A 24,727-nucleotide genomic window follows, 5' to 3' on the forward strand; every position below is an offset into this window, starting at 1 on the left:
CTCCCCTAGCCGGAGATCATCGCCCGCAAGCTTTCGATCCGGTCGGCCTCATGGGCGGGCTTGTCATTGCGGATGCGGCTGATGCGCGGGAAGCGCATGGCGAGGCCGGACTTGTGGCGCTTGCTCTCGTGGATCGAATCGAACGCGACTTCGAAGACCAGGCTCTTATCCGTCTCGCGCACCGGGCCGAAGCGATTGACGGTGTGGCGGCGGACGTGAGAATCGAGCCACTTCAGCTCCTCGTCGGTAAAGCCGAAATAGGCCTTGCCGACAGGCAGCAGCTCGGCGCCGGCATCGGGATCGCCATCCCAGCAGCCGAAAGTGAAATCGCTGTAGAAGGAGGAGCGCTTGCCGCTGCCGCGCTGGGCATACATCAGCACGCAATCGGCGAGCAGGGGATCGCGCTTCCACTTGTACCATAGGCCCGTGCGGCGGCCGGCGACATAAGGGCTATCCCGCCGCTTGAGCATCACGCCCTCGATGGCATCATCGCGTGCGCGCTCGCGAATGGCGGCAAGATCGGCAAGGCTTGCAGCCTCGATCAGCGGCGAAATGTCGAAGCGGGCGGAGTCGAGCCGGGGCACCAGCGTCTCCAGCACGGCGCGGCGCTGCTCCCAGCTCAACGCGCGATGATCCTCGCCGTCGGAGAGCAAGACATCGTAGAGGCGGACGAAGGCGGGAAAATCGGTGAGCATCGCCTTAGAGACAGTCTTGCGCCCCAGCCGCTGCTGCAAGGCGTTGAAGCTCGCCGCGCCGCCCTCTTCGCCGCCCTGATGCGTGCCGCGCACCAGCAGTTCGCCATCCAGCACGCCGGGCTCGCGAAACGCCGCCGCGATATCCGGGAAGCTGCCGGTGATATCATCGCCGGTGCGTGAGAAGAGCCGCGTATCCCCGCCCGGCCCCGCGCCATCCGACTCCGGCACATGAACCATCTGCACGCGGATGCCATCCCATTTCCACTCGGCGGCATAGTCGGCCATGTCGAGCGTTTCGCGCGCGATGACATCATCTTCCAGCGGGTGCGCGAGCATGAAGGGACGGAAGGTGGGGATATGGTCGACGCGCGGCGGAGGGCCACCCTTCGCGGCCCAGTCGAATAGCGCGCCATAGGGCGGCGTCTGGCCGTGCCAATATTCCTCGACATCGTCCACCGGCACATCGAACGCCTGCGCGAAGGCGACCTTGGCGAGCCGCGCCGAAATGCCGATGCGCATCGCACCCGTCGCCATCTTGATGAGCGCGTAGCGGCCATTCACATCTAGCCGATCCATGAGCCGCGCCAGCGCTGGGGCGACGGACTGGCGGGTCATAGCGGACAGCGCCGCCACCGTTTCGCTCAGGCTTGGGGGATCGAGCGCAGCGGGATTGTCCGGCCAGAGCAGACTCGCCGTCTCCGCCGTATCCCCGACAAAATCGCGGCTGAGCTTGAACAGAACCGGATCGACGCGATCCATCAGCAAGGCGCGGATCGTGCCGGCCTTCACCGCCGGAAAATCGAGGCCGTCCGTCAACGCAGCAAGCGCCCAGCCCCTGTCAGGATCGGGCGTCTCGCGCAGATAGGCAGCGATCAGGGCGAGCTTGCCGTTGCGCGAGCGGGTGTAGACGAGCGCATCCAACAGGGCAGCGAAGGCCTCCATCAGTCGTCCTCATCCTCATAGCCGACAAGGGCGAGCGCGCGGGCCCGGCGTTGGTGCAGCTCGCACCAGCGCAGCAACGCATCTTCCCGGCCATGGGTGATCCAGGTCTGCGCCGGATTCACTTCCGCGATCGTGGTCGTCAGTTCCGCCCAGTCGGCATGGTCCGAGATCACCAGGGGCAGCTCGACATTGCGCTGCCGCGCACGCTGTCGCACCCGCATCCAGCCGCTTGCCATGGCCGTGACCGGATCGGGCAGGCGACGGCTCCAGCGATCGTTGAGCGCCGAGGGCGGACACAGGATGATCTGCCCGGCCAGCGCACCCTTGGGCATTCCGGCGATCAATCTCAGCTCGCCCAAATCGACGCCGAGGTCTTCATACAACCGGCACATCCGCTCCAGCGCGCCGTGCAGATAGATCGGCTCGACATAACCAGCTTGGCGCAGCTCGGCGATGACCCGCTGCGCCTTGCCCAGCGCATAGGCCCCCACAAGGATGCAGCGCTCGGGATTGGCCTCGCGCGCCTTGAGCAGCTTGCCGATTTCCTCGCCAATCGGGGGGTGACGGAAGACCGGCAGGCCGAACGTGGCTTCGGTGATGAACACATCGCAGGGCGTAACCTGAAAAGGCGGGCATGTCGGATCGGCCCGGCGCTTATAGTCACCAGTGACGATCACCCGCTCGCCGGCATGTTCAAACAGGATCTGCGCGGACCCGAGCACATGCCCAGCCGGCAGGAAGGTCGCCTGCACGCTCCCCGGCAGGCTGATCGTCTCGCCGTAGGCCACCGGTTGCGCGGCGCCGGGCGGACCGTACCGCAGGTCCATGATGGCCAGCGTCTCCGGCGTCGCGATGCAGCGGCCATGGCCGCCCCGGGCATGATCGGCATGGCCGTGCGTGACGAGGGCTGTCTCCACCGGATCGGCCGGATCGACCCACGCCTTGGCCGGCACGACATGCAGCCCATGCGCCTCTGCGCGAATCCAGGAGAAGTCGGCCATGGCCTCTAAATGGCGACCGGCACGTCCCGGTTCCAGCGCGGCTTTGCGATGTGCCCCAAAGGACCTATATCATGGCCATGACAGATGCTGCTCCCCAGACCACAGACGTGCGTTCCTTCCTGTATCGCGATGGGTCTCTCGACCCGGATAGCGCCCGCCGGCTCACCGCCGAGGCGCTGACCGGCTGCGAGGATGGCGAGCTTTACTTGCAATATGTCGCGACCGAGAGCTTCGGCTTCGATGATGGGCGGCTGAAGACAGCGGATTATTCCACCGATGCCGGATTTGGCCTGCGCGGCGTCTCTGGCGAGATGACCGGCTTCGCGCACGCCAATGACATCAGCGAGCGGGCGATCCGCAAGGCAGCGCAGACGCTGAAGTTGCTCGACCCGGCACAGCAGGCCATGGCCACGCCGCCGCAACGCACCAATCGGCATCTCTATACGGACGCCAACCCGCTCGATCTCGTCCCCTTCGCGCAGAAGGTCGACCTGATGGCCAAGATCGACGCAGCAGCCCGGGCCCGCGATCCGCGCGTGGTGCAGGTCTCTGCAGTGCTGGCCGGTAGTTGGTCGGTCGTTGAGATCGTGCGGCCGGACGGCTTCGTGGCGACCGACGTGCGTCCCCTCGTCCGCCTCAACGTCTCGATCATCATGGAAGAGAATGGGCGGCGCGAAACCGGCTATTTTGGCATTGGCGGGCGCTATCTCTACGATTCCCTGTTCGAGGAGGCGACCTGGCAGCGCGCGATCGACGAGGCGCTTAAACAGGCGCAGGTCAACCTCCGCTCGGTGCCCGCACCGGTGGGCGAGATGACCGTGCTGCTTGGCCCTGGCTGGCCGGGCGTGATGCTGCATGAGGCCGTCGGTCATGGCCTGGAGGGCGATTTCAACCGCAAGGGCACCAGCGCCTTCTCGGGCAAGATCGGCGAGCGCGTGGCGGCGCCGGGCGTGACGGTGGTCGACAATGGCGCGATGGACGCGCGACGCGGGTCGCTTAGCATCGACGATGAGGGTACCCCCACGCAGGAGAATGTGCTGATCGAAGACGGCATTCTGCGCGGCTACATGCAGGACCGGCTCAACGCGCGGTTGATGGGCGTGGCACCCACTGGCAACGGCCGGCGCGAAAGCTATGCCCATGCGCCGATGCCACGCATGACCAACACTTATGCGCGCGCGGGCAACGACGATCCCGCCGAGCTGCTCGGCCGCGTGAAGACCGGCATCTTCGCGCGCAGCTTTGGCGGCGGACAGGTGGACATCGTCTCGGGCAAGTTCGTCTTCTCCTGCACCGAGGCGTACAAGGTCGAGAATGGCAGGATCGGCGACCCCATCAAGGGCGCAACGCTGATCGGCGATGGCCCCGCCGCACTGCACCGCATCGTCGGCATCGGCAACGACCTCGCACTCGATGAAGGCATCGGCATGTGCGGCAAGGCGGGTCAGGGCGTGCCCGCGGGCGTGGGCCAGCCGACGCTGCTGCTCGAAGGGCTGACGGTCGGCGGCACCGGGGGTTGAGGCGCCGGTCGGAACGACCAGACAACGCCGTCACACCCCAGTCAGCAACATGTCGAGCGCGTTCTTGATCCGGTATTCTTCTTGCGCGAGGGAGCCGGCGATTTCTTGGATTTCCGACACCGACACTGCACCTGCAAACTGGGTGACAAGCACCCAGTCTTCGCCCTGCATACGAAAGCGGGGATTGAGGCCCGGCCGGGGCGGCGGCGCGTCGTTTGGGTAAGCCAGCGGAACGACAAACCGTGTGTTGATGCCCGACAGCACCTCAGCCTGACAGTCTACGACATACTGCCCCGACCTCAGCCGAACGACATCATATTGGGCCATTAAAACATGCGGTAACGGGCAAGGGGAAGGCCGTTCTTCTCAACCCACGCGTTGTGGGCTTCGACCCACTCCTTGTTCTCCTCCTGCCAGCGCCGCTCGCGCTCTGCCTTCGCCGCCGCGCGCAGGGCCGCTTCGCAGGTCTGGGAGAGATTGATCCCGGCCTCCCGCGCGGCCTCCACCACGCCAGTATCGAGCGAGAGATTGACTGGCTTGCGCTTGCCGGACGCGATAGGATCAAGCTTCATATGCGCAAGCTATGCGCATGAACCATGCGCGTCAATGTGCGCATCCGACCAGCAAGACCTGAGGCCCCATGTCTGAATTCTTCACTGCCATTTCCGACAAGCAACGCAGCTTCATCGAGAAACAGCCGGTCTTCTTTGTCGCCACCGCTGCGGACGGCGCGCGGATCAACCTCAGTCCCAAGGGCATGGACAGCTTCCGCGTGCTGGGGCCCAATCTGGTCGGCTATCTGGATGTGGGTGGATCCGGCAACGAGACCCAGGCCCATCTTTCAGCGGACGGGCGCATCACCATCATGTTCTGTGCGTTCGACCACCCCCCGCTGATCCTGCGACTCTATGGGCGAGGCAAGGCGGTGCTGCCTCAGGATGATGAATGGGATTTCGCCTCGCGGCCCTTCACCATCCTGCCCGGTACCCGACAGATTTTCATGATCGCGGTGGAGAGCGTGCAGGAGAGTTGCGGCTGGGGCGTGCCCTTCATGCGGCACGAGAAGGATCGCGACACGCTCTCTCGTTATCATGAGCAGAACGAAACGCCGGAACGGCTGGCGCGCATCTCAACCCGGACGCAAAGCATCGATGGCCTGCCGCTGCGCGTGCAGGACCATTTCCCCGAGCGCAAGCCGGCGCGGGTGCATGTCGATCCCGACTGGGTGCCGGCGGTGCTCAATCACTGGCTCAATGAGATCGGCCCGGAGGGCTGGTTCGATTCGAGCGAGGAAGAGGATGTGCGACTGACGCATCTCTTCCGTTCGCTCTGGGAAGCGCAGCGCGACAAACCCGCCGATATGTTCGTGGCCGATGCCGACACGGCGCTGGCGGCGCTCATTCTGTTCGACCAGTTTCCGCGCAACATGTTCCGAGAGGAGGCTCGCGCCTTCGCGACCGATCCGCTCGCCCGTGAGATCGCGCGCGTGGCGCTGGACCGTGGCTTCGACAAGGCATTTGTGGCGGGCGCCCGCGCCTTCTTCTACATGCCGTTCATGCACAGCGAGGATTTGGCCGATCAGGACTTGTGCGTGGCGTTGTTCAGCGCGCCGGGCTTCGAACATAATCTGAAATTCGCCGAGGCCCACCGCGAGATCATCGCCCGCTTCGGCCGCTTCCCGCATCGCAATGCGGCGCTTGGACGGGAAACCCGGCCCGAGGAGCAAGAGGCGGTGGCGGAGGGCAGCGACTGGTAACCCACCGCCGCTCGCAGCGGATCGGCATCAGTCCGGCAGGCGCCAACTCAGGCGGACATCTGCATCGCCATTTGGCGCCATCAGCAAGCGCTGGTCCGGAATTTGTTGGGCGCGCAGAATCTCGCGCACCATCTCGGCGCGTGCGGCCTGCCCCGTAATGGTGATGCCCAATGGCACCCGCCGCGCCGCCCACACGGCCAGATCGAGATCGGCGGCGCCCTGCTGGGTCAATGCCTCGCCCGAAAAGCCGATGACCGGCAGCGGGGCGGGCGGCGGCGTCAGCACCAGCGTCCAGCCCTCCAGGCCGGCGGATGCGCGCCGTTCCAGCTGGCGGTAGAGATCGAGCGACGCGCCGGTGAGCGGCTCGGCTGCGACCGTGGCCTGGCGCCGGCCCCGGTCCACCAGGACCGCATCGCTGGACACGCCAGCGACGAGGGCCAGTCGGTCCACGGCCGTCGTCGCAAAGCGCTCAAGGCTCTGCGTGCGCTCGCGAGACTGGGCGGCGGCCACCTGAGCCGCCTCGCTATTGCCCGCCCCCACCTGGATCTGGTCGATGGTGACATCCAACTCCCGCTGCAGCGCATCGCGCAGGCTGGTCGCGGTGTCCCGCTCGGCATCCTTCGCATAAGTGGGCGTAAGCACGGTGGCGACGACCCGCATGGGCTGGCGGTTGAAGTCGGTTTCCAGATCGCTGATGCGTGCCGTCTGGGGGAACTGGCGCTGGATCACGTCCCGCACCTGGCGGGCGGCCAGCGTTTCCCAGGCGATGTGCCGCAAGGTAAGCGCCAGCGGCACCGAAAGCGCCGTCATGCAGACCACCATCACAATGCTTTGCAGTCGGGTATGCGCCGGCGTGAGGTGGGAGCCAAAGCCGTAGAGCCGCGCCATGAATGCGGCCGTGAGCGTGATCGTGACCGTGTTGGTCATGAAGAGCAGGAAAGCACCGCCGGCAATGGTCCAGTTCCATGTGGCGATGCCGAAGCCGACGGCGGCCAACGGCGGCATGAGGGCGATGGCGATGGCAACGCCCACGACCGTCTCGCCCCGCCCGCGAATAAGTGCATAACCACCCGCGAGTGCCGAGAAGAAAGCGACGAGAAGATCGAAGAGGTTGGGGCGGGTGCGGGCCGCGATTTCCGTCGTCACGGTCTGCACCGGTGAAACCAGGACAAACAGCGCGGTGAACGCGATCGCAATCACCGCGCCGACCGCCAGCGCGAAGCCGGACGCGCGCATTTCGGCAAAATCCAGCGTTGCAAGCGCAAAGCCCAGGCCTATGATCGGCATCATCAACGGAGACAGCAGCATGGCGCCGATGAGGACCGCGCTGGACGGCAGCAGCAGCCCGAGAATGGCGATGCCGGCGGATATGACCGTCATGAAGACATAACGCGGCGACCAGCCGGATTCCTCGACGATCCTCCGCAGGATCGCGTCGTGATCCACCGTCGCAATCGAGCGTTCCCGCCAGCTGACCCAGAGGGGGTTGCGCGAAACCGCGTAGGTCTTGTTGGTCAAGCGATTGGCTCCTCTGCTACGTCCGTCATTCCACCGACGCCCTAGCAGGGAAAATTGCTGCGTTTCCAGTCCGCTGCCCCTGCGGGCGAGCCCGGATGTTACAACCGCCGAAGCTCGGTGCCGTCCAGAATCGCTTCGCAACCCAGCGCCAGTGGGTCGTCGGCCTCGTCCAGCGCGGCGATGGTCACCCAGCCTTCCGCCCTGAGCGCCGCAGCCCGGGCGCCATCATGTCCAATGGGCAAAAAAGCCCGCTGCGCGGCCGTGGTGCCGAACCCGGCATCGATGAGCGGATCAGGGTAGAGCGAGAAGCCCATGGCCGGCTCAGCCTTGCCGTCCGCGCCCGCCACCGCATAGCTGCCGCCCCGGCCGATCTCGCCGATGAAGCCCTCGGCAAAGACAGAAAAACCGAACCAGCTCTGATATTCAAAACCGTGGCGCTCGGTGGGATCGAGCGTCAGCGTGATATCCCAGCCGATCGGCTTGGCAATCGCCCGCAGCGCCGCAATGAGGTTATCCAGCCTGCCTTTGGCTGGCCCCGCGTTGAAGGCCTGCAGCCGGTCCATGGCGGGGTGGAATGGCCCGGTCGCTTCAATGAGCGCCAGATAGGGCCGCGCCGCTTCGCCCAGCGCCGCCAGCGAACCTGCATCCTTCGCGTCGAGACTGTCGCGGACCGCCTCGACGTCGCCCTGGGGAAGCGGCATCGGGCCATCGGCAAGCATCGTCACGAGGTCGGGCAAGGTGAAGTCAATGGTGATGCCGCTGACACCCGCGCGCTGCAGCGCTTCGATGGCGACATTGACGATCTCGACTGCCGCCGCGACGCTGTCTGTGCCGATGATCTCGGCGCCGACCTGCATCCGCTCGCGCTCGGGCCGCAGCTGGTCGGCTCGCAGCTTCATCACCGGCCCGCCATAGCACAAGCGCAGCGGACGCGGGGTCGCAGCCATGCGGGTGGCGGCGATACGGCCGATCTGGGCGGTCATGTCCGGCCGGATCGCCAGGCTGCGCTGGGAGAGCGGATCGACGGCGCGGAGCAGATCTTCGGCGCGGGCCGACTGCAGGCGCGCGACCAGCGTTTCCTCAAACTCGGCCAGGGCCGGCATCACGCGCCGATAGCCATGCGATGCAACGGTATCGAGCACTTCGCGCACAAGGCGGGCGGAGGCCTCCGCCTTGGGCGGCAGACGATCGGCAAGCCCTTCGGGCAGCAATCCGGGAGCGATGGCTTCAGTCATGGCGCGGCATTTAGCCGATTCCGCTCGCCAAGCGAGGATAAATTACAAGCGTGACCGGCCCGACGTGATGACACGCCGGGCCGGGCCGTGATTTAGAACTTGAGCGGGCAGACCCGGTGCACGTTCGGCAGGGCGCAGATCTTGTCGACCAGCGTCTGCGGCACGGTCTCGTCGACCGAGAGCAGCAGGATCGCCTCGCCACCGGCCTCGCGACGGCCGAGGTGGAAGGTGCCGATGTTGATCTTGGCCTCGCCAAGAATGCCACCCACGCCACCGATGAAGCCCGGCGCATCGACATTGGCGATGTAGAGCATGGTGCCATCGAGATCGGCCTCGACCTTGATGCCGAACAGCTCGACCAGGCGCGGGGCGCCATTGCCGAACAGCGTGCCGGCCACCGACCGCTCGCCCTGCGAGGTCTTCACCGAGACGCGGATCAGGGTGCTGTAGTCGCCCTCGCGCTCGGTCTTGATCTCGCGCACCTCGATGCCGCGCTCGCGGGCGAGGAAGGGTGCGTTGACCATGTTCACCGTGTCCGTCTGCGTGCGCAGGAAACCGGCGAGAACGGCCGAGACGATGGGCTTCTGATTGAGCTCAGCCGCCGCGCCCTCGCTGTGGATCGAGATCCGGGGGATGACGTCACGCGAAAGCTGGCCGACCAGGCTGCCCAGCTTCTCGGCCAGCGCCATATAGGGCTTGAGCTTGGGCGCTTCCTCAGCCGACAGGCTCGGCATGTTGAGCGCGTTGGTGACACCGCCGCTCAGCAGATAGTCGCTGAGCTGCTCGGCGACCTGCAGCGCCACGTTCACCTGCGCTTCGCTGGTGGACGCGCCAAGGTGCGGGGTCGAGATGAAGTTGGGCGTGCCGAACAGCGGGCTGTCCGTCGCCGGCTCGGTCTGGAACACGTCCAGCGCCGCGCCGCCGATGTGGCCGCTGTCGAGACCGGCCTTCAGCGCCGCCTCGTCGATCAGGCCGCCGCGCGCGCAGTTGATGATGCGCACGCCCTTCTTGGTCTTGGCCAGATTCTCGGCCGAGAGGATGTTGCGGGTCTGGTCGGTCAGCGGCGTGTGCAGCGTGATGAAATCCGCCTTGGCCAGCAGCGTGTCCAGATCTGCCTTTTCCACGCCCATTTCGATGGCGCGCTCGGGCGTCAGGAACGGGTCGAAGGCAACGACCTTCATCTTGAGGCCCAGCGCGCGGCTGGCGACGATGGAGCCGATGTTGCCGGCACCGATCAGGCCGAGCGTCTTGCCCGTGACCTCGACACCCATGAAGCGGTTCTTCTCCCACTTGCCGGCCTGCGTGGAGGCATCGGCCTCCGGCAGCTGGCGGGCGAGGGCGAACATGAGGGCGATGGCGTGCTCGGCGGTGGTGATCGAGTTGCCGAAGGGCGTGTTCATCACCACGATGCCCTTGGCCGAAGCGTAGGGAATATCGACATTGTCGACGCCGATGCCGGCGCGGCCGATGACCTTGAGATTGGTCGCCGCGTCGATGATCTCCTTGGTCACCTTGGTGGCCGAGCGGATCGCCAGACCATCATATTTGCCGATGATTTCCTTGAGCTCGTCGGGCTTCAGTCCGGTGATCTCGTCCACCTCGCAACCGCGCTCGCGGAAAATCTGCGCGGCCTGCGGGTCCATCTTGTCGGAAATGAGAACTTTGGGCTTGGTCATTTGAATCTCCCTCTCCCCTTTTGGGGAGAGGGCCGGGGAGAGGGGAATGCCTCTCGGCGCCGGCCCTTTTATTAAATGAATGGAGCGATATAGGAGAGGTTGTTTGCCCCTCTCCCAACCCTCTCCCCTCAAGGGGAGCGGGCAAGATATCAGGCGGCAGTCGCGCTCAGCGCGGCCTTGGTCTCGGCATAGGCCCAATCGAGCCAAGGGCCGAGCGCCTCGATGTCCGCGGTGTCGACCGTGGCACCGCACCAGATGCGCAGGCCAGCCGGGGCGTCGCGATAACCTGCGACGTCATAAGCGGCATCCGCCTTCTCGAGCAGCGAGGCCATCTTCTTGATGAAGTCGGCATCGGCGCCCTCGACGGTGAGGCATACGCTGGTGATCGAGCGGGTCGCCGGATCGGCAGCGAGATGCCCGAGCCAGTCGCGCGATTCCACAATGGCATTGAGCGCATCGGCATTGGCCTGCGCGCGGGCGATGAGGCCCTTGGCGCCACCGATGGTCTTGGACCATTCGAGCGCGAAGATCGCATCTTCGACCGCCAGCATGGACGGCGTGTTGATCGTCTCGCCCTTGAACACGCCCTCAGCGAGCTTGCCCTTGGACATCAGGCGGAACACTTTGGGCAGCGGCCAGCTCGGCGTGTACTGCTCAAGCCGTTCGACGGCACGCGGGCCAAGGATCAGCACGCCATGGCCGCCCTCACCGCCCAGCACCTTCTGCCACGAGAAGGTGGCGACGTCGATCTTGTCCCACGGCAGGTCGTAGGCGAACACGGCGCTGGTGGCGTCCGCGAAGGAGAGGCCCTCGCGGTCGTCGGCGATCCAATCGCCATTGGGCACGCGCACGCCCGAGGTGGTGCCATTCCAGGTGAAGAGCACGTCATTCGACCAGTCGACCGCATTCAGATCGGGGATCTGGCCATAGTCGGCGCGCAGCACCGTCGGATCGAGCTTGAGCTGCTTGGCGGCATCGGTGACCCAACCTTCACCGAAGCTCTCCCAAGCGAGCGTCGTAACCGGGCGCGCGCCCAGCATCGTCCACATCGCCATCTCGAAGGCGCCAGTGTCGGAGCCGGGCACGATGCCGATGCGGTGCGTCTCGGGCAGGTTCAGCAGCTCGCGCATCAGGGCGATGCAATAAGCGAGGCGATCCTTGCCGAGCTTTGAGCGGTGGGAGCGTCCGAGCACTTCGGTGGCCAGCTTCGCCGGATCATAGCCGGGCGGCTTGGCGCAGGGGCCGGACGAGAAATGGGGGCGGGCCGGCGTGGTCGCCGGCTTCGTAACGTCAGTCATGGTATGCGTCTCCTTGCAGAGAGCACGCGCGGCGTTGGGACCGCGTGGCCCGCCGGCGGCCATAGAGATTTGCAGACGGGTGTCAATGTAAGATCGGGACCGGCGTGCCGTGCCCGGGGTGAACGGAGCCTCGGCGGACAGGCGCCAGACCGCGCGCGGCGGTCGAAGCATCCCCTTGCACCGTCTAGGTTTTGTTCAGCTGCGATGCGTGATAAACGGCGCCATGATCCATTGGGCGTCATCGGTGGGATTGGGGGCGGGAACGCGCAGGCTGGTCGGCCTTCTGCTGGTCACCAGTCTTGCCGCCTGCGCCGACCGCCCCAGCCCGCGCACGGGTGTAAGGGCGCCGGTGGCCGCCGCGCCGGCACAGCGCACGATGCCGAACAGCGAGAGCTATCGCATGTGCGCGGCGCGCCTCTCGACCGCGAAGGTCCGCTTTGAGCCGCTGCCCAATCAGGATCGGGGCGGCGGCTGCACGACAATCGATACCATCCGCCTGCTGGAGATCGGTACGCCAGTGGCCAATCTGGGGCCGATGACCTGCCCCCTCGCCGCCAATTTCGCGGCCTGGGTGCAATATGCGGTGCGCCCCGCCGCGCGACTCTATTTGCGCAGCGAAGTGGTGCGCGTCGAGACCTTCGGCACTTATGCCTGCCGCGATGTCCGTGGCACCGGCGGGACAATCGCCGGCAAGCGTAGCGAACATGCGCACGCCAATGCCGTGGACATTTCCGCCTTCGTGCTGGCCGACGGGCGCCGAATCAGCTTGGTGAACGATTGGCAGGGCGAGAGCACCCACGCCCAGTTCCTGCGGGTCCTCCACCAGAGCGCGTGCAAGCGATTCCGCACCGTGCTCGGCCCGGACTATAACAGCGCCCACCGCGACCATTTCCATTTCGACATGGGCGGGCGGGGCAGTTTTTGCCGCTGAACCCGCCGGTTTTCTTCTCCGCGGAAATCGTCTAGCGCCACTGGATGACAGACCAGCCTACAGTGCGCGAAAGCAAGTTTCGCCGTGCCCGCGAAGAAGCCATCGATGCCAAGCGGATCATCCCCACCCCGCAGACAGAAAGCAAATCCTACAAGCTGGCCTTCCAGGACAACGAGTTTCTGCTGCGGGAAGACCTGCGGCCGGTCCGCTTCCAGCTCGAGTTGATGAAGCCGGAGCTGCTGCTCGATGAAGCGAAGATCGCCTCGACCTTCGTCTTCTATGGCTCGGCGCGCATTCCTGAGCCAGAGGCCACGCAGGCGCTGATCGATGCCGCGCCCGACGAGCGCGCCCGGAAAGTCGCCGAGCGCCTCGCCGAAAAGGCGCGTTATTATGAGGAAGCCCGCAAGCTGGCGCGAATCGCGGCGCAATGTCCGCCGAACGAAGCTGGCTGCCATCACTTCGTCGTGTGTTCGGGCGGCGGCCCCTCTATCATGGAGGCGGCCAATCGGGGCGCGGCGGACGTCGGCGCGCAAACCATCGGGCTCAACATCGTGCTGCCGCACGAGCAGGCACCCAACCCCTATGTGACGCCGGATCTATCCTTCCAGTTCCACTATTTCGCGCTGCGCAAGATGCACTTCACCCTGCGCGCTCGCGCGCTGGCTGTGTTCCCCGGTGGTTTCGGCACGTTCGACGAATTTTTCGAGCTGCTCACGCTGGTGCAGACCGGCAAGATGAAGCGCATTCCTATCCTGCTGTTCGGCAAGGACTTCTGGACACGCGTCGTCAATTTCGAGGCTTTGGCCGAGGAAGGCGTGATCAGCCCGCGCGATCTCGATCTGATCAGCTGGGTCGAAACGGCAGAAGAAGGCTGGGCCGTGGTCGAGAGCTTTTATGCGGATAGCCAGCCGGGCTGCTGAGGTCCGCGCCCGTCCGGCTCGCTGATACCAGCGGGTCGGATAACAAAAGCGGCGCGGGTTGCCCCGCGCCTGCTTGAATATTTGGCCGAACCCAAGCCTGGGCTCTGGCTAATGAGATTATTCGTGCGGCGTCGCAGCGTTGGCGGCAGCGCCCTCGGCGCCCGCTTCCGCCGCATTGTCTGCAGCAGCCGCATTGTCGGCGCCACCTTCTGCCGCAGCCTCGGCCGGTGCATCGGCAGCCGGGAGAGGCAGGTTCGAGCCCTGCGTGTTGAGATAGGCGATCAGATTGGCGCGATCTTCAGGCTTGCTGAGACCGGCGAAGCTCATCTTGGTGCCGTTGGCGAAGGAACGCGGCGAGGTCAGCCAGTGATCCAGCTGCTCGAAGGTCCAGTTGCCGCCCACCTTCTTGAGCGCATCCGAGAAAGCGAAGCCGCCACGGCCATGGCCGATCGGGTCGCCAACGATGGCCCAGAGGTTGGGGCCGATGCCATTGGCGCCGCCCTGATTGACCGTGTGGCAGGCCACGCACTTGGCGAAGACCTTCTCACCGGCTGCCACGTCCGCCGAGGCGAGCAGCGTGTTCAGCGAAGGACCGGACGCACCGCCCTCGCCTTCCGCCTCAACGCCCTCGATCGCGTAGCCCATCGGCTCGGGACGCTCGGCGTGAAACAGCTTGCTGCTCACAATGCCGCTGCCAAGCGCAATGATGCCGCCAAACAGTGCCCAGCCTGCAATGGTATTGAAACGATCGCTCATGCGCCCTCAATCTCCAGAAATCTACCCGACGCGCGACCTCCTCAATCGCGGCGCTGCCGGTGCCCGTCGGCGCTCCCCTTAATGACTGCATTGCGCGGGTGCAAGCCTGTCGGAAGGCCTGTGTCGCGACACATGCGCCGGTGCCTTGCGCGGCAGGGCCCAAAGCCCTAAGCGCAGCGGCCATCATGGACACCTATCCGCTCCCCGCGCAGCGCCTTGTCGCCGAGATGACGGACGCCGCCGCGCGCGCGCCTGAGCGTGCGATCAGCTTTCAGGGCGCGCCGGGCGCCAATTCGCATCTGGCTGTGATGGATTTTGCGCCGGACGGCCTGCCCCTGCCCTGCTTCAGCTTCGAAGACGCGCTGGATGCCGTGCGCGATGGCCGCGCCGACCGCGCGATGATTCCCATCGAGAATTCGCTGCACGGGAGGGTTGCGGACATGCACTTCCTGCTGCCCGAGTCCGGCCTGTCGATCATCGACGAATATTTCCTCCCCATCCACCACAGCCTGATGAGCGCCGACGATACGCCGCCGGTCAGCGCGCTCAGCCATGTGCAGGCGCTGGGGCAGTGCCGGAAATATCTGCGCAGCCGTGGCATCCGCCCGATCGTCTATGCCGACACCGCCGGCGCGGCCGCGCTGGTCGCCGAGGTCCGCGAGCCCGGCGCAGCGGCGATTGCGCCCTCGCTCGCCGCGCGACTCTATGGCCTCACGATCCATGATGAGAAGATCGAGGACAGCAGCGACAACATGACGCGCTTCGTCGTGCTGGGCCGCGATGCGATCATGCCCTCGCGCGACGGGCCGGTGATGACGAGCTTCCTCTTCGAGGTGAAAAACATCCCCGCCGCGCTCTACAAGGCAATGGGCGGCTTTGCGACCAACGGGGTCAATATGACCAAGCTGGAGAGCTATCAGCGCGGCGCCAGCTTCTCGGCGACGGAATTCTACGCCGATATTGAGGGGATGCCGGGCGACCCCGCCGTCGATCGCGCGCTGGAAGAACTGGCGTTCCACAGCAAATGGGTCCGTCTGCTGGGCAGTTATCCGCAGGGGCGCTCCCGCTCGATCTGACGTCGCTGGGCCTCGATGCCCATCTACCTGATAACTGCCAACGATCTGTGCGTACTTTTTAAGCACTGCCCACACGTGCCGCCTCAATTTGAGGCAATCGCCTCAACGAGGCTCGACTGCCAACCGCTTTAACGCCTCGTTTATGATTTGGCACATCTCTTGCTTGGCATTCCCCTGCAACCAATGGGGGCGCAAGAGATGAAACTCATTATGGCAATCATCAAGCCGTTCAAGCTGGACGAGGTGCGTGAAGCTCTCTCTGCGCTGGGCGTGGCTGGCATGACAGTAAGTGAAGTGAAGGGTTTTGGCCGCCAGAAGGGCCAGACCGAAATCTACCGCGGTGCGGAATATTCCACCAACATGGTTCCGAAGATCAAGGTCGAGGTCGTCTGTGACGATGCCCTCGCGCCGCGTGTCGTGGAAGCCGTGCAGCAGGCCGCCAACAGCGGCGCCATCGGCGATGGCAAAATCTTCGTCCTCGACGTGGGACAGGCCATCCGCATCCGCACCGGCGAAACCGGCGAAACCGCGCTGTAAGTTAAAGGGGGTAACGCATGACACCTTTCAAGACATTCTGCGGCGCGGCGGGGGCTCTGGGCCTTTCGCTCTTCGCCGCCTTGCCCGCATGGGCGCAGGAGGCCGCAGCGGAAGCTGCGCCTGCCGTTCCCAATCCGGGTAACAACGCATGGATGATGACGGCCACCGTCCTCGTTCTCCTCATGATCCTGCCTGGCCTTGCCCTGTTCTACGGCGGCCTGACGCGTTCCAAAAACATGATCGCCACCATGACTCAGATCGGCGCCGTTGCGGCGCTCGCGATGCTCATCTGGGTGATGTACGGCTACGGCCTCGCCTTCGGTCCTGAAGGCAATCAGTTCATCAGCTGGGGCAAGTTCTTCCTTGCTGGCATCACGCCGGATTCGACCGCCGCGACCTTCACGTCTGAAGTGATCTCGGAATATGTGTTCGTCAGCTTCCAGATGACCTTCGCCGCGATCACCATCGCCCTCGTGCTTGGCGGCATCGTCGAGCGCATGAAGTTCTCGGCCATCATGGTCTTTGCCATCGTCTGGCTGACCATCGTCTACTTCCCGGTCGCCCATATGGTCTGGGAAGCGCGCGGCGTGTTCTTCGCCATGGGCGCTCTGGACTTCGCCGGCGGTACGGTGGTGCACATCAATGCGGGCGTGTCCGCGCTGGTCGCCGCCCTGATCCTCGGCAAGCGCAAGGGCTTCCCCAGCGAGCCGATGCCCCCGCACAGCCTGACGCTGACCATGGTCGGCACCGGCCTGCTGTGGGTCGGCTGGTTCGGCTTCAACGCCGGTTCGGCGCTTGAGGCCAATGGCTCTGCGGCGCTCGCCATGATCAACACCTTCGTTGCCACCGCCTCGGCTGGTCTCTTCTGGATGCTCACCGAGCGCGTGATGGGCCACAAGGGTTCGGCTCTCGGCTTCTGCTCGGGCATCATCGCCGGCCTCGTCGCCGTGACACCCGCTGCGGGCAACTCCGGTCCGTTCGGTGCCATCGTTCTCGGTGCCGTTGCCTCCATCGTCTGCTACTTCTTCGTCGCGAAGGTGAAGCCGGCGCTGGGTTATGACGACTCGCTGGACGCCTTCGGCATCCACGGCGTGGGCGGCATCATCGGCGCCATCGGCACCGCAGTGGTCTATTCGCCCTCGCTCGGCGGCCCTGGTGGCGCCGACTATGCGATGGGCGACCAGCTGGTCACCCAGATCACGGCCGTGCTTGCCACGATCGTCATCGCCACCGTCGGCACCGTCATCGCCATGTTCATCGCCAAGGCCCTCACTGGCCTGCGGGTGAGCACCGAAGTCGAGCAGGAAGGCCTCGACCTCGGCGAGCACGGCGAGCGCGCTTACAACTGATCCGAATTCGGCGGGGGCGAAAGGTCCCCGCCGTCCGTTGTTCCTCCTGCGAACATCCCTGGGCCGGCGTGAAAGCGCCGGCCTTTTTTTTCGGGCTCCCGCAAGCTGACGATTGCCTTCCCGGATACGGCAATTTCATTTCGCGCCTGACCGTCCTATTCCTCGTCCGGCGAAAGACGCCCGATGAGGAGACTGAACGATGCCGATTGAACTGATCATTCTGGCCTGGGGCTGCCTGCTGGCCCTCGTTCACATCTTCGCCGCCGTGCGGGCCAAGACCGCGCAATATGGCACCGCCTGGAATGTCGGCGCGCGCGATCAGTCGCTGCCCGAGCCCAAGCCCCTCGTCGGGCGGCTGGCGCGAGCGCAGGCAAATTATTTCGAGACCTTTCCGATCGTCGCCATCGCCATCCTCATCGATGCGCAGCTCGGCCTGTTCGATCGGTGGACGGCCATTGGCGCCGCGCTCTGGCTCGGCGCGCGCATCGTGTATCTGCCGCTTTATGCTGCAGGGGTTCCCGTGGTGCGGACGATGGTATTCGGCATCAGCATGATCGGCGTGCTGATGCTGCTCTGGCCGGCGCTACGCCTCGCGTTCTGAACAGGAGTGCTGGCGGGGGCCGTCAGCCCCTCTGGTTGGCCAGTGCGTGCATCATCTCGCGAATAGGCGAGAGATCATAGCCCGCCGCGGCCGCCTGCTCGGCCAGGACATCGGGCGAATCGCCCGCCCGCGCCCGCGCCAAGGCCCAAAGCAGCGTGCTGCGGGTGCCGGAGCGGCAATAACAGAGCGCCTTGCCCTCGCCATTCTTCGCGAGTGCCTCATCCAGCGCATCGAGCTGCCAGGGCGCAAAGCCGCTATGCGAGACGGGAATGGCGACATAATCGAGCCCCGCCTCCCGCGCCGCCGCCTCGATCGTGTCGCCGGAGGTCTGGTCTGCGGACTCACCCTCGGGTCGGTTGTTCACGATGAGCGAGATGCCCATCGCCGCAGCCTGCGCCACGACATCCGCATCGATCTGCGGGGCGACGAATAGGGATGGGGTCAGTTGCCGCAACATGGCGCGTCTCCGATAAGGGCCTTGCCCGTCCCTAGGCCCGGCAGTCCCCTGCGCGCAAGAGAGGGGTTGCCGGTACGGATTTGCGAAGCGGTCAAAGCGCCTTCTGGTAGATCACATAGCTGCGGTTAATGCGGCTCTCGATCGCCTCGGCAATGGCTTTCATGCCCTGATTATCATCGAGGATCCAGCCGATCTCCCCACGCGTCGCGCCATAATGGGTGATGGCATCGCGGCGGATATATTCGATCATCATGAAGGCCAGCTGGCTCGCCATGCGCGAGGATTGGAGCCGCTGGACCACGCCCATCAGCGGCACGCGCATGGTGCGGACCTTGGGCTTGCGCAGCCACCAGAGCAGCTTTGCCCAGCCGAAGGGGAAGAGCGTGCCGTTAAGGCGGGCGAGCGCTTCGTTCATGTCCGGCAGCGTCATCATGAAGGCCACCGGCTCGCCATCCAGCTCAGCGATGCGAATCAGATCCTCGAACACCAGCGGCTTGAGCGCCTTGCCGAAATGCGCAACCTCATGGTCGGTAATCGGCACAAAGCCCCAGTTGCGGCCCCAGGCATCGTTGAGAATGTGCAGGATGATTGCCGCATCCCGGTCGAACTCGCTCTTGTCGACATGGCGAATGCGAATGCGCTCGTTACGCTCGCCGGATTGGACGATCCGCTGGATCAGCGGCGGAAATTCCTGCGTGATGTCGAGCTCATAAGTATCGAGCTGCTTGGCATGGGCATAGCCAGCCGATTCGATCCAGGCGCGATATTCCGGCCTGTTGTGGCCCATCATCACCGTAGGGGAATGGTCGAAGCCCTTCACGAGAAGGCCTGGCTCCTCCCAGATGGAGAGCGAGATCGGGCCGAGCACCCGGGTCATCCCCCGCTCGCGCAGCCAGCCTTCCGCCGTCTCGATCAGCGCGTGCGCGGTTGCTTCATCCATGGCTTCGAACATGCCGAAATTGCCTGTCCCCGGCCCCATGCCCTGCTCGGCAGGCATGGAAATGGCGAGATGATCGATATGCGCGCTGATGCGCCCTACGACCTTGCCACCGCGCCGGGCGAGGAAATATTGATGCTCGGCATGTTCGTGAAACGGGTTCTTGCCCGGTGTCAGCAGGCCGCGCACTTCGCTCTTCAGCGGCGGCACCCAATGGGGATCATCGGCATAGATGGTCCATGCCAAATCGATGAACGCCGCCATGTCGGCCTTGCCGGAGACGGGAGTGATCACTAAATCGGCTGACGTCACGGCGATACCCCTGTCCCGCGCTTCGACCATGAGGCGCTGCTGAGAGGGCACAGCACTGCGGAACTGGCGGCGGATTTGTCAAGCCGCGCGCCGTGGCGGCAGAACAAAATCACATTGCTGCCATGATCTGTGCTCATTCGACCGATAGGACCCCTTTGCATGACCGCAATCGACCAGAGACTGGACGCAGCGCCGTCCGCGCCAGCCGGCAAGGCCCCCGCCGCAGCGGGCCCTGCGCTGGCAACCACGCCCGATGACATGGCGATGCTCCGCGCCGCCGTGGATTTGACGCGCGATCTGGCGACCGCGCGGCCCGGCATCTACTGGCCCGATTTCCTGGCCTCCGCGCTGATCGGCTACGCGGCTATGGCGCTCGCCATGCTGGCCTCGCAAGGTTGGGTGGTGGCCCTCGCTGGCTTGATTTCCGCTCTCGCACTGTATCGGGCGACGAGTTTCATCCACGAACTGACGCACATCCGGGCAGGTGCGCTGCCGGGCTTTCGTTTCACGTGGAACCTGCTGATCGGCATTCCCTTGCTGTTCCCCTCCTTTCTCTATGAGGGCGTGCACACCCAGCATCATGCCAAGACGCGCTATGGCACCATCGATGACCCGGAATATCTGCCGCTTGCGCTGATGAAGCCGTGGAGCCTGCCGCTGTTCATCCTCGTGGCTGCTCTGGCCCCGGTGGCGTTCATCGTGCGCTTCGGCGTGCTGGCACCGCTCAGCCTCGTCATTCCCCCGCTGCGCCGGTTCATCGTGGAGCGCTACTCGGCCTTGTCCATCAATCCCGATTATCGGCGCCGGGCGCCGGAGGGTGACTTTGCGCGGATGTGGGCCTGGCAGGAAGCCGGGACCAGCCTGTGGTCGATGGCGCTCATCGCCAGCGTGCCGCTGCTCGGCTGGCGTCCGCTGCTCACCTATCTTGCGATCCTCTCGGTGGCGATGATCGCCAATCAGCTCCGCACGCTGGTCGCCCATCTCTGGGAGAATGAAGGCGAGACGATGACGGTGACCGGCCAGTTCCTCGATTCCGTCAATGTGCCGCCACCCGCGCCACTGGCCGCGCTCTGGGCACCGGTCGGTCTGCGCTATCACGCGCTTCACCATTTGCTGCCGAGCATGCCCTATCATGCGCTGGGCGAGGCCCATCGCCGGATCGCGCAGCATCTGGGCGCGGGGTCGACCTATGATCGGGCCAACTATCCCGGCATGGTCCCGCTGGTCGTTCGGATCGCGCGCAGCACGATGGTCGCCCGCTAATCGCACCGGGGAAAATCACGCCGTCGAGCGGCGTATTTTCCCCATCGCCTTCCCGCGGCGAACCTGCCATTTGAGCTTCATGCCCACGATCGCGCTGCTGCTCGTCTCCAACATCCTGATGACCACGGCTTGGTACTGGCACCTCAAGGGCGGCATGAGCAAACCGCTCGCACTGGTCATCCTGATCAGCTGGGGCATCGCCTTTTTCGAATATTGCTTTGCGGTGCCAGCCAATCGCATCGGCTATGCCAGCGGCTGGAGCGCGGGCCAGCTCAAGATCACGCAGGAAGTCATCGCGCTGACCGTTTTCGGCGTCTTCATGGTCACCTTTCTGGGTGAACCGCTCCACTGGCGCCATTTCGGCGCGCTGGCCTGCCTCCTTGGCGCCGTCGTCTTCATGTTCTGGGGAAAGGCCTGACGCTGTAGACGCCGGGCGTGCGTCAGAAATCGTAGACCAGCGTCGCGCGCGTGATCGTATCCGTCATCTCCGAGCCTGCGGGCGGTGACGTCTCATGGCGCACCGCATAGGAGAGCCGCGCGGAAAGCGAACCGTTGAGCTTGCCGGTGAGGCCCGTGGTATTCGCATAGCTGCTATTCCCGGAGCTCCACACCGCCTGGGCATTGTTCTTGAGTTCGAAGGCGTGCGAAATCTGCCAGCGCAGATCGGCGGCGGCCAGCGTGTTCAGTTCAGTCGTATCGGGCTCGTCGATCCCGACGGTGTGCCGCCACGCCGGCCCGCCCTTGATGTCCAGACTGAAATCGGCCTGCCGCACCAGCCGCAAACCGACGCCGCCTGAGGCCGTGGTGCGGTCCGAAAAGCCCTGGAACCGGTCTTTCTCATAGGTCGCCAAACCATAAGCGTAGATCGCGTCGTTCAGGGTGAAGTTGGGCTCATAACTTGCCAGCCACTGGTTGCGCGTCGTGACGCCATCGCTGCGCTGATAATCGACATTGGCGCGGAACTTGTGCAACCAGTCGATCCCGCGCCGTTCGAGCGAGAGGCCCGCGCTGATGCCGGAGCTTTCGGTGTTGCCGGTGGTGATAAAGCCACCCAGTTCGCCACTGCCTGACCAGGCGTGAAAGAAGCTCGCCTGCCTCAGCCGGGCTTCCCGCTCAGCATCAATGGCGGCCTTGTGCGCCTGAATCTTCTCGTCGATCTCCGCGGCATTGTCGGGATGCGTCTGCTTGGCAAAGCGCGCGACGGTGGCGAGCGCCCCGGCATCCCCGCTTGCGATGGCGGCATCCAGCATGGCCTTGACCGATGGCGGCAGTTCGGCCGCTGCGGGTGCAGCCACAACGCCGCTCGCGATCATCGCCATTGCGCCAAGCCTGAGGGCCGACTTCATGCCCAACTCCTTCTAAAACGACCGGACGACCATCCCGCACGGGGACCGCTTCCCGACCTCACTCGCCCCGTTCGAGCCGCCGACTGGCGCGAAGATGCGCATGGGTGATGGCGACGGCAAGTGCATCTGCTGCATCAGGGCCGACCACGCTCGTTCCCGGCAGCAACCGCATCACCATGGCGTGGATCTGATCCTTGCTCGCATTGCCCACGCCCACAATGGCTTTTTTGACGAGCCGGGCTGCATATTCGCCGACCGGTATGCCGGTGCGCGCGGCGCCGAGCAAAATAACGCCCCGCGCCTGCCCCAGCTTGAGCGTCGATTGCGGGTTGGTGTTGATGAACACCTCTTCAACCGCCGCTTCCGCCGGCCGATGTTCCGCGATGAGGGCCGCCAGCGCCGCATCGAGCGCGACCAGCCGGGCGGGCAGAGCATCGCTCGCCGCCGTGCGGATCTGGCCATTGGCAATATGAGACAGGCGATTGCCTTGCGCACGGATCAGGCCCCAGCCCGTGGTGCCAAGGCCGGGGTCGAGGCCCAGAATGATCATGACCGCAAGATGCGGGCGATCACCCCAGCTTTTCCATCACGTCGTCGGGAACCTCGTAATTGCCCCAGACGGTCTGAACGTCATCGTCATCATCCAGCGCGTCGACCAGCTTGAGCAGCGTTCCCGCATTGCTCTCGTCCAGTTCGACGGTGGTCTGCGGCCTCCACGCGAGGTTGGCGCTTGCTGCAGCGCCGAGCTTGTCCTCCAGCGCCTTGGCGACCTCGTGCAGGGCATCCATGGCCGTCCAGATCTCGTGCTCATCGTCGTTCGACGACACATCGTCCGCGCCCGCTTCCAGGGCAGCCTCGAAGATCGCGTCGGGATCGCCGACGGAGGCCGGATAGGTGATCAGGCCCATCCGATCGAACCCGTGGCTCACCGCGCCGGACGCACCCAGATTGCCGCCATTCTTGGAGAAAGCCGTGCGGACATTGGTCGCAGTACGATTGCGGTTATCGGTCAGCGCCTCGACGATGATCGCCACGCCACCCGGGCCGTAGCCTTCATAGCGCACTTCTTCATAATTCTCCGCGTCGCCCTTGCTCGCCTTGTCGATCGCGCGCTGGATGTTGTCCTTGGGCATCGACTGCGCCTTGGCCGCGTTGATCGCCAGCCGCAGACGCGGATTCATGTCCGGGTCAGGCGCGCCCATCTTGGCCGCGACGGTGATCTCGCGCGAGAGCTTGGAGAACATGGCCGAGCGCTTCTTGTCCTGCGCGCCCTTGCGGTGCATGATGTTCTTGAATTTGCTATGGCCTGCCACGGCCGGCTCCTTCGATTAGTGATCCGGATTTTTCTTGGGGGCCTCCTATCGCGGCAAGTCCAATCAGGCAACGGGCGCGAGGGCAGGAGGCAAAATGAGCGCCATCGTCCTGTCACGAAGATGCGCCAGCACGACGCATAGGCTCGTGCCCGTCCTGACTCTCGCGATGGAGGTGGAATGTTGACCCGAAGGGATGCCATCGGTCTGGGCGTCGCGGCCTTGGCGCCCCCTGCTCTCGGCGGAGAGACGGGGCGCGCTCAGACGCTCGACGGCAACCAGCCTCTCGTATTCGCTCACCGCGGCGCGAGCGCCCTGCGGCCCGAGCATACGCTGGAATCTTATGGCCGGGCCATTGCGGACGGCGCGGATCTCATCGAGCCGGACCTGGTGATGACGCGCGACGGCGTGCTCGTTGCGCGACATGAAAACGAGGTCGGCGGCACCACCGATGTGGCAAAGCGCCCAGAATTTGCAGACCGCCGGACCACAAAGCAGATCGATGGCGAGGCGGTCACCGGCTGGTTCACCGAGGATTTTTCGCTGGCGGAACTCAAGACCCTGCGTGCCGTCGAGCGATTGGGTGCGATCCGCCCGGAAAGCCAAAGCTACGACGGCCAGTTCCCCATCCCGACGCTGGACGAGATCATCGCCTTCGTCGCGGCGCAGACGGGCACGCAAGGCAGAACGATCGGCCTGATTCCGGAAATCAAGCACTCAACCTACTTCGCCAGCATCGGTCTGCCGCTTGAAGACGCCCTGCTCAGTGCGCTGGCCGGCCACGATTATACGCGCCGCTGCCCGATCGTGATTCAGTCCTTCGAAACCACCAATCTGCGCGCCATTCGGCAGAAAATCGGTCGGCCGACGAACATCCAGCTGCTCCAGTTGTTCGAGACCTTCGACCGCCAGCCCGCCGACGCCGCCCTCGACGGACTGAAGACAACCTATGGCGACATGGCATCCCCAGCCGGGCTCGCCGCCATTGCCGATTATGCCGACGCCATCGGCCCCTCCTCGCACTCGGTCATGCCGCTGGACGCCGAAGGCCGCCTCGCCAAGCCGGCCCGCCTTGTCGCCGATGCTCATGCCGCGGGGCTGCGCGTCTACCTCTATACCTTCCGGTCCGAGAACCGCTTCTTGCCCGGCGAGCTGCGCGGTCCCGGTGGCGAGAATGCCCGGCATGAGGCTGGCTCGGTGGCAGAGATCCGGCGCTATCTGTCGCTCGGGGTGGATGGCTTCTTCACCGATGACCCGGCTCTGGGGCGCCTCGCCGTGGATGGAGCCTGAT

The 24,727-nt window shown here is 65.0% G+C and carries 25 protein-coding genes; 11 read left to right on the forward strand and 14 right to left on the reverse strand.

Annotation, left to right across the window (positions count from 1 at the left end):
• Nucleotides 1-5: 5 nt before the first annotated feature.
• Entirely contained in the window at nucleotides 6-1,637 is a 1,632-nt protein-coding gene (locus M2332_RS10405; protein ID WP_264573984.1) for a cisplatin damage response ATP-dependent DNA ligase, read from the reverse strand.
• Nucleotides 1,637-2,638, reverse strand: a complete 1,002-nt coding sequence (locus M2332_RS10410) for a ligase-associated DNA damage response exonuclease (RefSeq protein WP_264573985.1) — start codon at nucleotides 2,636-2,638, stop codon at nucleotides 1,637-1,639. The genes M2332_RS10405 and M2332_RS10410 overlap by 1 nt, the downstream gene beginning before the upstream one ends.
• Before the next feature lie 77 nt (nucleotides 2,639-2,715).
• Here M2332_RS10410 and tldD point away from each other — a divergent pair, with 77 nt between their 5' ends.
• Nucleotides 2,716-4,158 (forward strand): metalloprotease TldD, encoded by a 1,443-nt coding sequence (gene tldD, locus M2332_RS10415; RefSeq protein WP_264574947.1) that lies wholly within the window; start codon nucleotides 2,716-2,718, stop codon nucleotides 4,156-4,158.
• Nucleotides 4,159-4,188: 30 nt separating this feature from the next.
• Here the strand turns inward: tldD and M2332_RS10420 are convergent, their stop codons facing one another.
• Nucleotides 4,189-4,485 carry a CcdB family protein gene (locus M2332_RS10420; protein WP_181561103.1) on the reverse strand — a complete coding sequence of 99 codons (297 nt, stop codon included), beginning with the start codon at nucleotides 4,483-4,485 and terminating at the stop codon, nucleotides 4,189-4,191.
• Nucleotides 4,485-4,730, reverse strand: coding sequence for a type II toxin-antitoxin system CcdA family antitoxin (locus M2332_RS10425; protein WP_181561102.1), 246 nt, complete (start codon nucleotides 4,728-4,730; stop codon nucleotides 4,485-4,487). The genes M2332_RS10420 and M2332_RS10425 overlap by 1 nt, the downstream gene beginning before the upstream one ends.
• 68 nt (nucleotides 4,731-4,798) lie before the next feature.
• Here M2332_RS10425 and M2332_RS16625 point away from each other — a divergent pair, with 68 nt between their 5' ends.
• Nucleotides 4,799-5,914, forward strand: coding sequence for a DUF924 family protein (locus M2332_RS16625; RefSeq protein ID WP_319801487.1), 1,116 nt, complete (start codon nucleotides 4,799-4,801; stop codon nucleotides 5,912-5,914).
• 27 nt (nucleotides 5,915-5,941) lie between these two features.
• On the opposite strand, the gene M2332_RS10440 is transcribed toward M2332_RS16625, so the two are convergent.
• The 4 genes from M2332_RS10440 to M2332_RS10455 all read right to left on the reverse strand — a co-directional run bounded on the left by M2332_RS10440 (nucleotide 5,942) and on the right by M2332_RS10455 (nucleotide 11,641).
• Nucleotides 5,942-7,432 (reverse strand): DUF389 domain-containing protein, encoded by a 1,491-nt coding sequence (locus tag M2332_RS10440; protein WP_264573986.1) that lies wholly within the window; start codon nucleotides 7,430-7,432, stop codon nucleotides 5,942-5,944.
• A 98-nt stretch (nucleotides 7,433-7,530) separates the two neighbouring features.
• Nucleotides 7,531-8,667 carry an ATP phosphoribosyltransferase regulatory subunit gene (locus M2332_RS10445; protein WP_264573987.1) on the reverse strand — a complete coding sequence of 379 codons (1,137 nt, stop codon included), beginning with the start codon at nucleotides 8,665-8,667 and terminating at the stop codon, nucleotides 7,531-7,533.
• A 92-nt stretch (nucleotides 8,668-8,759) separates the two neighbouring features.
• Entirely contained in the window at nucleotides 8,760-10,343 is a 1,584-nt protein-coding gene (serA, locus tag M2332_RS10450) for a phosphoglycerate dehydrogenase (RefSeq protein WP_264571656.1), read from the reverse strand.
• A gap of 149 nt (nucleotides 10,344-10,492) precedes the next feature.
• Entirely contained in the window at nucleotides 10,493-11,641 is a 1,149-nt protein-coding gene (locus M2332_RS10455; protein WP_264573988.1) for a phosphoserine transaminase, read from the reverse strand.
• Nucleotides 11,642-11,864: 223 nt separating this feature from the next.
• On the opposite strand from M2332_RS10455, the gene M2332_RS10460 reads away from it, so the two are divergent.
• Both M2332_RS10460 and M2332_RS10465 read left to right on the forward strand, forming a co-directional pair.
• The gene (locus tag M2332_RS10460) at nucleotides 11,865-12,572 is read left to right on the forward strand and encodes an extensin family protein (protein ID WP_264573989.1); all 708 of its coding nucleotides are present in this window, start codon (nucleotides 11,865-11,867) and stop codon (nucleotides 12,570-12,572) included.
• A gap of 44 nt (nucleotides 12,573-12,616) precedes the next feature.
• Nucleotides 12,617-13,492 carry an LOG family protein gene (locus M2332_RS10465; RefSeq protein ID WP_181561096.1) on the forward strand — a complete coding sequence of 292 codons (876 nt, stop codon included), beginning with the start codon at nucleotides 12,617-12,619 and terminating at the stop codon, nucleotides 13,490-13,492.
• A gap of 117 nt (nucleotides 13,493-13,609) precedes the next feature.
• Here M2332_RS10465 and M2332_RS10470 read toward each other — a convergent pair whose 3' ends face one another.
• On the reverse strand, nucleotides 13,610-14,248 hold the full coding sequence (locus M2332_RS10470; RefSeq protein WP_264573990.1) for a c-type cytochrome: 639 nt from the start codon (nucleotides 14,246-14,248) through the stop codon (nucleotides 13,610-13,612).
• Between the two features lie 185 nt (nucleotides 14,249-14,433).
• Between M2332_RS10470 and M2332_RS10475 the strand changes: the two genes are divergently transcribed.
• The 4 genes from M2332_RS10475 to M2332_RS10490 all read left to right on the forward strand — a co-directional run bounded on the left by M2332_RS10475 (nucleotide 14,434) and on the right by M2332_RS10490 (nucleotide 17,811).
• Entirely contained in the window at nucleotides 14,434-15,324 is an 891-nt protein-coding gene (locus M2332_RS10475) for a prephenate dehydratase (protein ID WP_264573991.1), read from the forward strand.
• 198 nt (nucleotides 15,325-15,522) lie between these two features.
• Complete coding sequence (locus tag M2332_RS10480) at nucleotides 15,523-15,861, forward strand: P-II family nitrogen regulator (protein WP_181561093.1); 339 nt, start codon at nucleotides 15,523-15,525, stop codon at nucleotides 15,859-15,861.
• Nucleotides 15,862-15,878: 17 nt separating this feature from the next.
• Nucleotides 15,879-17,210 (forward strand): ammonium transporter, encoded by a 1,332-nt coding sequence (locus M2332_RS10485; RefSeq protein WP_264573992.1) that lies wholly within the window; start codon nucleotides 15,879-15,881, stop codon nucleotides 17,208-17,210.
• 199 nt (nucleotides 17,211-17,409) lie between these two features.
• Complete coding sequence (locus tag M2332_RS10490; RefSeq protein ID WP_181561091.1) at nucleotides 17,410-17,811, forward strand: MAPEG family protein; 402 nt, start codon at nucleotides 17,410-17,412, stop codon at nucleotides 17,809-17,811.
• Nucleotides 17,812-17,833: 22 nt separating this feature from the next.
• Here M2332_RS10490 and M2332_RS10495 read toward each other — a convergent pair whose 3' ends face one another.
• A complete protein-coding gene (locus M2332_RS10495; protein ID WP_181561090.1) occupies nucleotides 17,834-18,268 on the reverse strand; it encodes a TIGR01244 family sulfur transferase in 435 nt (144 codons plus the stop codon).
• A 91-nt stretch (nucleotides 18,269-18,359) separates the two neighbouring features.
• On the reverse strand, nucleotides 18,360-19,517 hold the full coding sequence (locus M2332_RS10500; RefSeq protein WP_264573993.1) for a GNAT family N-acetyltransferase: 1,158 nt from the start codon (nucleotides 19,515-19,517) through the stop codon (nucleotides 18,360-18,362).
• 159 nt (nucleotides 19,518-19,676) lie between these two features.
• On the opposite strand from M2332_RS10500, the gene M2332_RS10505 reads away from it, so the two are divergent.
• The gene (locus M2332_RS10505; protein WP_413715955.1) at nucleotides 19,677-20,780 is read left to right on the forward strand and encodes a fatty acid desaturase family protein; all 1,104 of its coding nucleotides are present in this window, start codon (nucleotides 19,677-19,679) and stop codon (nucleotides 20,778-20,780) included.
• 79 nt (nucleotides 20,781-20,859) lie between these two features.
• Nucleotides 20,860-21,198 (forward strand): DMT family protein, encoded by a 339-nt coding sequence (locus M2332_RS10510; protein WP_264573994.1) that lies wholly within the window; start codon nucleotides 20,860-20,862, stop codon nucleotides 21,196-21,198.
• Nucleotides 21,199-21,220: 22 nt separating this feature from the next.
• Here the strand turns inward: M2332_RS10510 and M2332_RS10515 are convergent, their stop codons facing one another.
• From M2332_RS10515 to M2332_RS10525, 3 genes are read right to left on the reverse strand one after another with little or no spacing between them, the layout of a single operon-like run.
• The gene (locus M2332_RS10515; RefSeq protein ID WP_264573995.1) at nucleotides 21,221-22,126 is read right to left on the reverse strand and encodes a YdiY family protein; all 906 of its coding nucleotides are present in this window, start codon (nucleotides 22,124-22,126) and stop codon (nucleotides 21,221-21,223) included.
• A 58-nt stretch (nucleotides 22,127-22,184) separates the two neighbouring features.
• Nucleotides 22,185-22,676, reverse strand: a complete 492-nt coding sequence (gene ruvC, locus M2332_RS10520; RefSeq protein ID WP_181561085.1) for a crossover junction endodeoxyribonuclease RuvC — start codon at nucleotides 22,674-22,676, stop codon at nucleotides 22,185-22,187.
• Between the two features lie 19 nt (nucleotides 22,677-22,695).
• Nucleotides 22,696-23,439: a YebC/PmpR family DNA-binding transcriptional regulator gene (locus M2332_RS10525; protein WP_264573996.1), complete on the reverse strand. Its 744-nt coding sequence runs from the start codon at nucleotides 23,437-23,439 to the stop codon at nucleotides 22,696-22,698.
• Nucleotides 23,440-23,616: 177 nt separating this feature from the next.
• Between M2332_RS10525 and M2332_RS10530 the strand changes: the two genes are divergently transcribed.
• On the forward strand, nucleotides 23,617-24,726 hold the full coding sequence (locus M2332_RS10530) for a glycerophosphodiester phosphodiesterase (protein ID WP_264573997.1): 1,110 nt from the start codon (nucleotides 23,617-23,619) through the stop codon (nucleotides 24,724-24,726).
• Nucleotide 24,727: the final 1 nt, after the last annotated feature.

It is taken from the genome of Sphingobium sp. B11D3A (assembly GCF_025961695.1).
In the GTDB taxonomy this organism is placed as follows: domain Bacteria; phylum Pseudomonadota; class Alphaproteobacteria; order Sphingomonadales; family Sphingomonadaceae; genus Sphingobium.

Excerpts from the sequence above, each read along its gene's own strand:
- M2332_RS10490 (WP_181561091.1), top strand. The coding sequence starts at position 17,410 with ATGCCGATTGAACTGATCATTCTGGCCTGGGGCTGCCTGCTGGCCCTC.
- serA (WP_264571656.1), bottom strand. The coding sequence starts at position 10,343 with ATGACCAAGCCCAAAGTTCTCATTTCCGACAAGATGGACCCGCAGGCC.
- M2332_RS10475 (WP_264573991.1), top strand. The coding sequence starts at position 14,434 with ATGGACACCTATCCGCTCCCCGCGCAGCGCCTTGTCGCCGAGATGACG.
- M2332_RS10505 (WP_413715955.1), top strand. The coding sequence starts at position 19,677 with ATGACCGCAATCGACCAGAGACTGGACGCAGCGCCGTCCGCGCCAGCC.
- M2332_RS10420 (WP_181561103.1), bottom strand. The coding sequence starts at position 4,485 with ATGGCCCAATATGATGTCGTTCGGCTGAGGTCGGGGCAGTATGTCGTA.
- M2332_RS10425 (WP_181561102.1), bottom strand. The coding sequence starts at position 4,730 with ATGAAGCTTGATCCTATCGCGTCCGGCAAGCGCAAGCCAGTCAATCTC.
- ruvC (WP_181561085.1), bottom strand. The coding sequence starts at position 22,676 with ATGATCATTCTGGGCCTCGACCCCGGCCTTGGCACCACGGGCTGGGGC.
- M2332_RS10480 (WP_181561093.1), top strand. The coding sequence starts at position 15,523 with ATGAAACTCATTATGGCAATCATCAAGCCGTTCAAGCTGGACGAGGTG.
- M2332_RS10485 (WP_264573992.1), top strand. The coding sequence starts at position 15,879 with ATGACACCTTTCAAGACATTCTGCGGCGCGGCGGGGGCTCTGGGCCTT.
- M2332_RS10410 (WP_264573985.1), bottom strand. The coding sequence starts at position 2,638 with ATGGCCGACTTCTCCTGGATTCGCGCAGAGGCGCATGGGCTGCATGTC.
- M2332_RS10495 (WP_181561090.1), bottom strand. The coding sequence starts at position 18,268 with ATGTTGCGGCAACTGACCCCATCCCTATTCGTCGCCCCGCAGATCGAT.
- M2332_RS10510 (WP_264573994.1), top strand. The coding sequence starts at position 20,860 with ATGCCCACGATCGCGCTGCTGCTCGTCTCCAACATCCTGATGACCACG.
- M2332_RS10405 (WP_264573984.1), bottom strand. The coding sequence starts at position 1,637 with ATGGAGGCCTTCGCTGCCCTGTTGGATGCGCTCGTCTACACCCGCTCG.
- M2332_RS10470 (WP_264573990.1), bottom strand. The coding sequence starts at position 14,248 with ATGAGCGATCGTTTCAATACCATTGCAGGCTGGGCACTGTTTGGCGGC.
- M2332_RS16625 (WP_319801487.1), top strand. The coding sequence starts at position 4,799 with ATGTCTGAATTCTTCACTGCCATTTCCGACAAGCAACGCAGCTTCATC.
- M2332_RS10465 (WP_181561096.1), top strand. The coding sequence starts at position 12,617 with ATGACAGACCAGCCTACAGTGCGCGAAAGCAAGTTTCGCCGTGCCCGC.
- M2332_RS10530 (WP_264573997.1), top strand. The coding sequence starts at position 23,617 with ATGTTGACCCGAAGGGATGCCATCGGTCTGGGCGTCGCGGCCTTGGCG.
- M2332_RS10460 (WP_264573989.1), top strand. The coding sequence starts at position 11,865 with ATGATCCATTGGGCGTCATCGGTGGGATTGGGGGCGGGAACGCGCAGG.
- M2332_RS10455 (WP_264573988.1), bottom strand. The coding sequence starts at position 11,641 with ATGACTGACGTTACGAAGCCGGCGACCACGCCGGCCCGCCCCCATTTC.
- tldD (WP_264574947.1), top strand. The coding sequence starts at position 2,716 with ATGACAGATGCTGCTCCCCAGACCACAGACGTGCGTTCCTTCCTGTAT.
- M2332_RS10515 (WP_264573995.1), bottom strand. The coding sequence starts at position 22,126 with ATGAAGTCGGCCCTCAGGCTTGGCGCAATGGCGATGATCGCGAGCGGC.
- M2332_RS10445 (WP_264573987.1), bottom strand. The coding sequence starts at position 8,667 with ATGACTGAAGCCATCGCTCCCGGATTGCTGCCCGAAGGGCTTGCCGAT.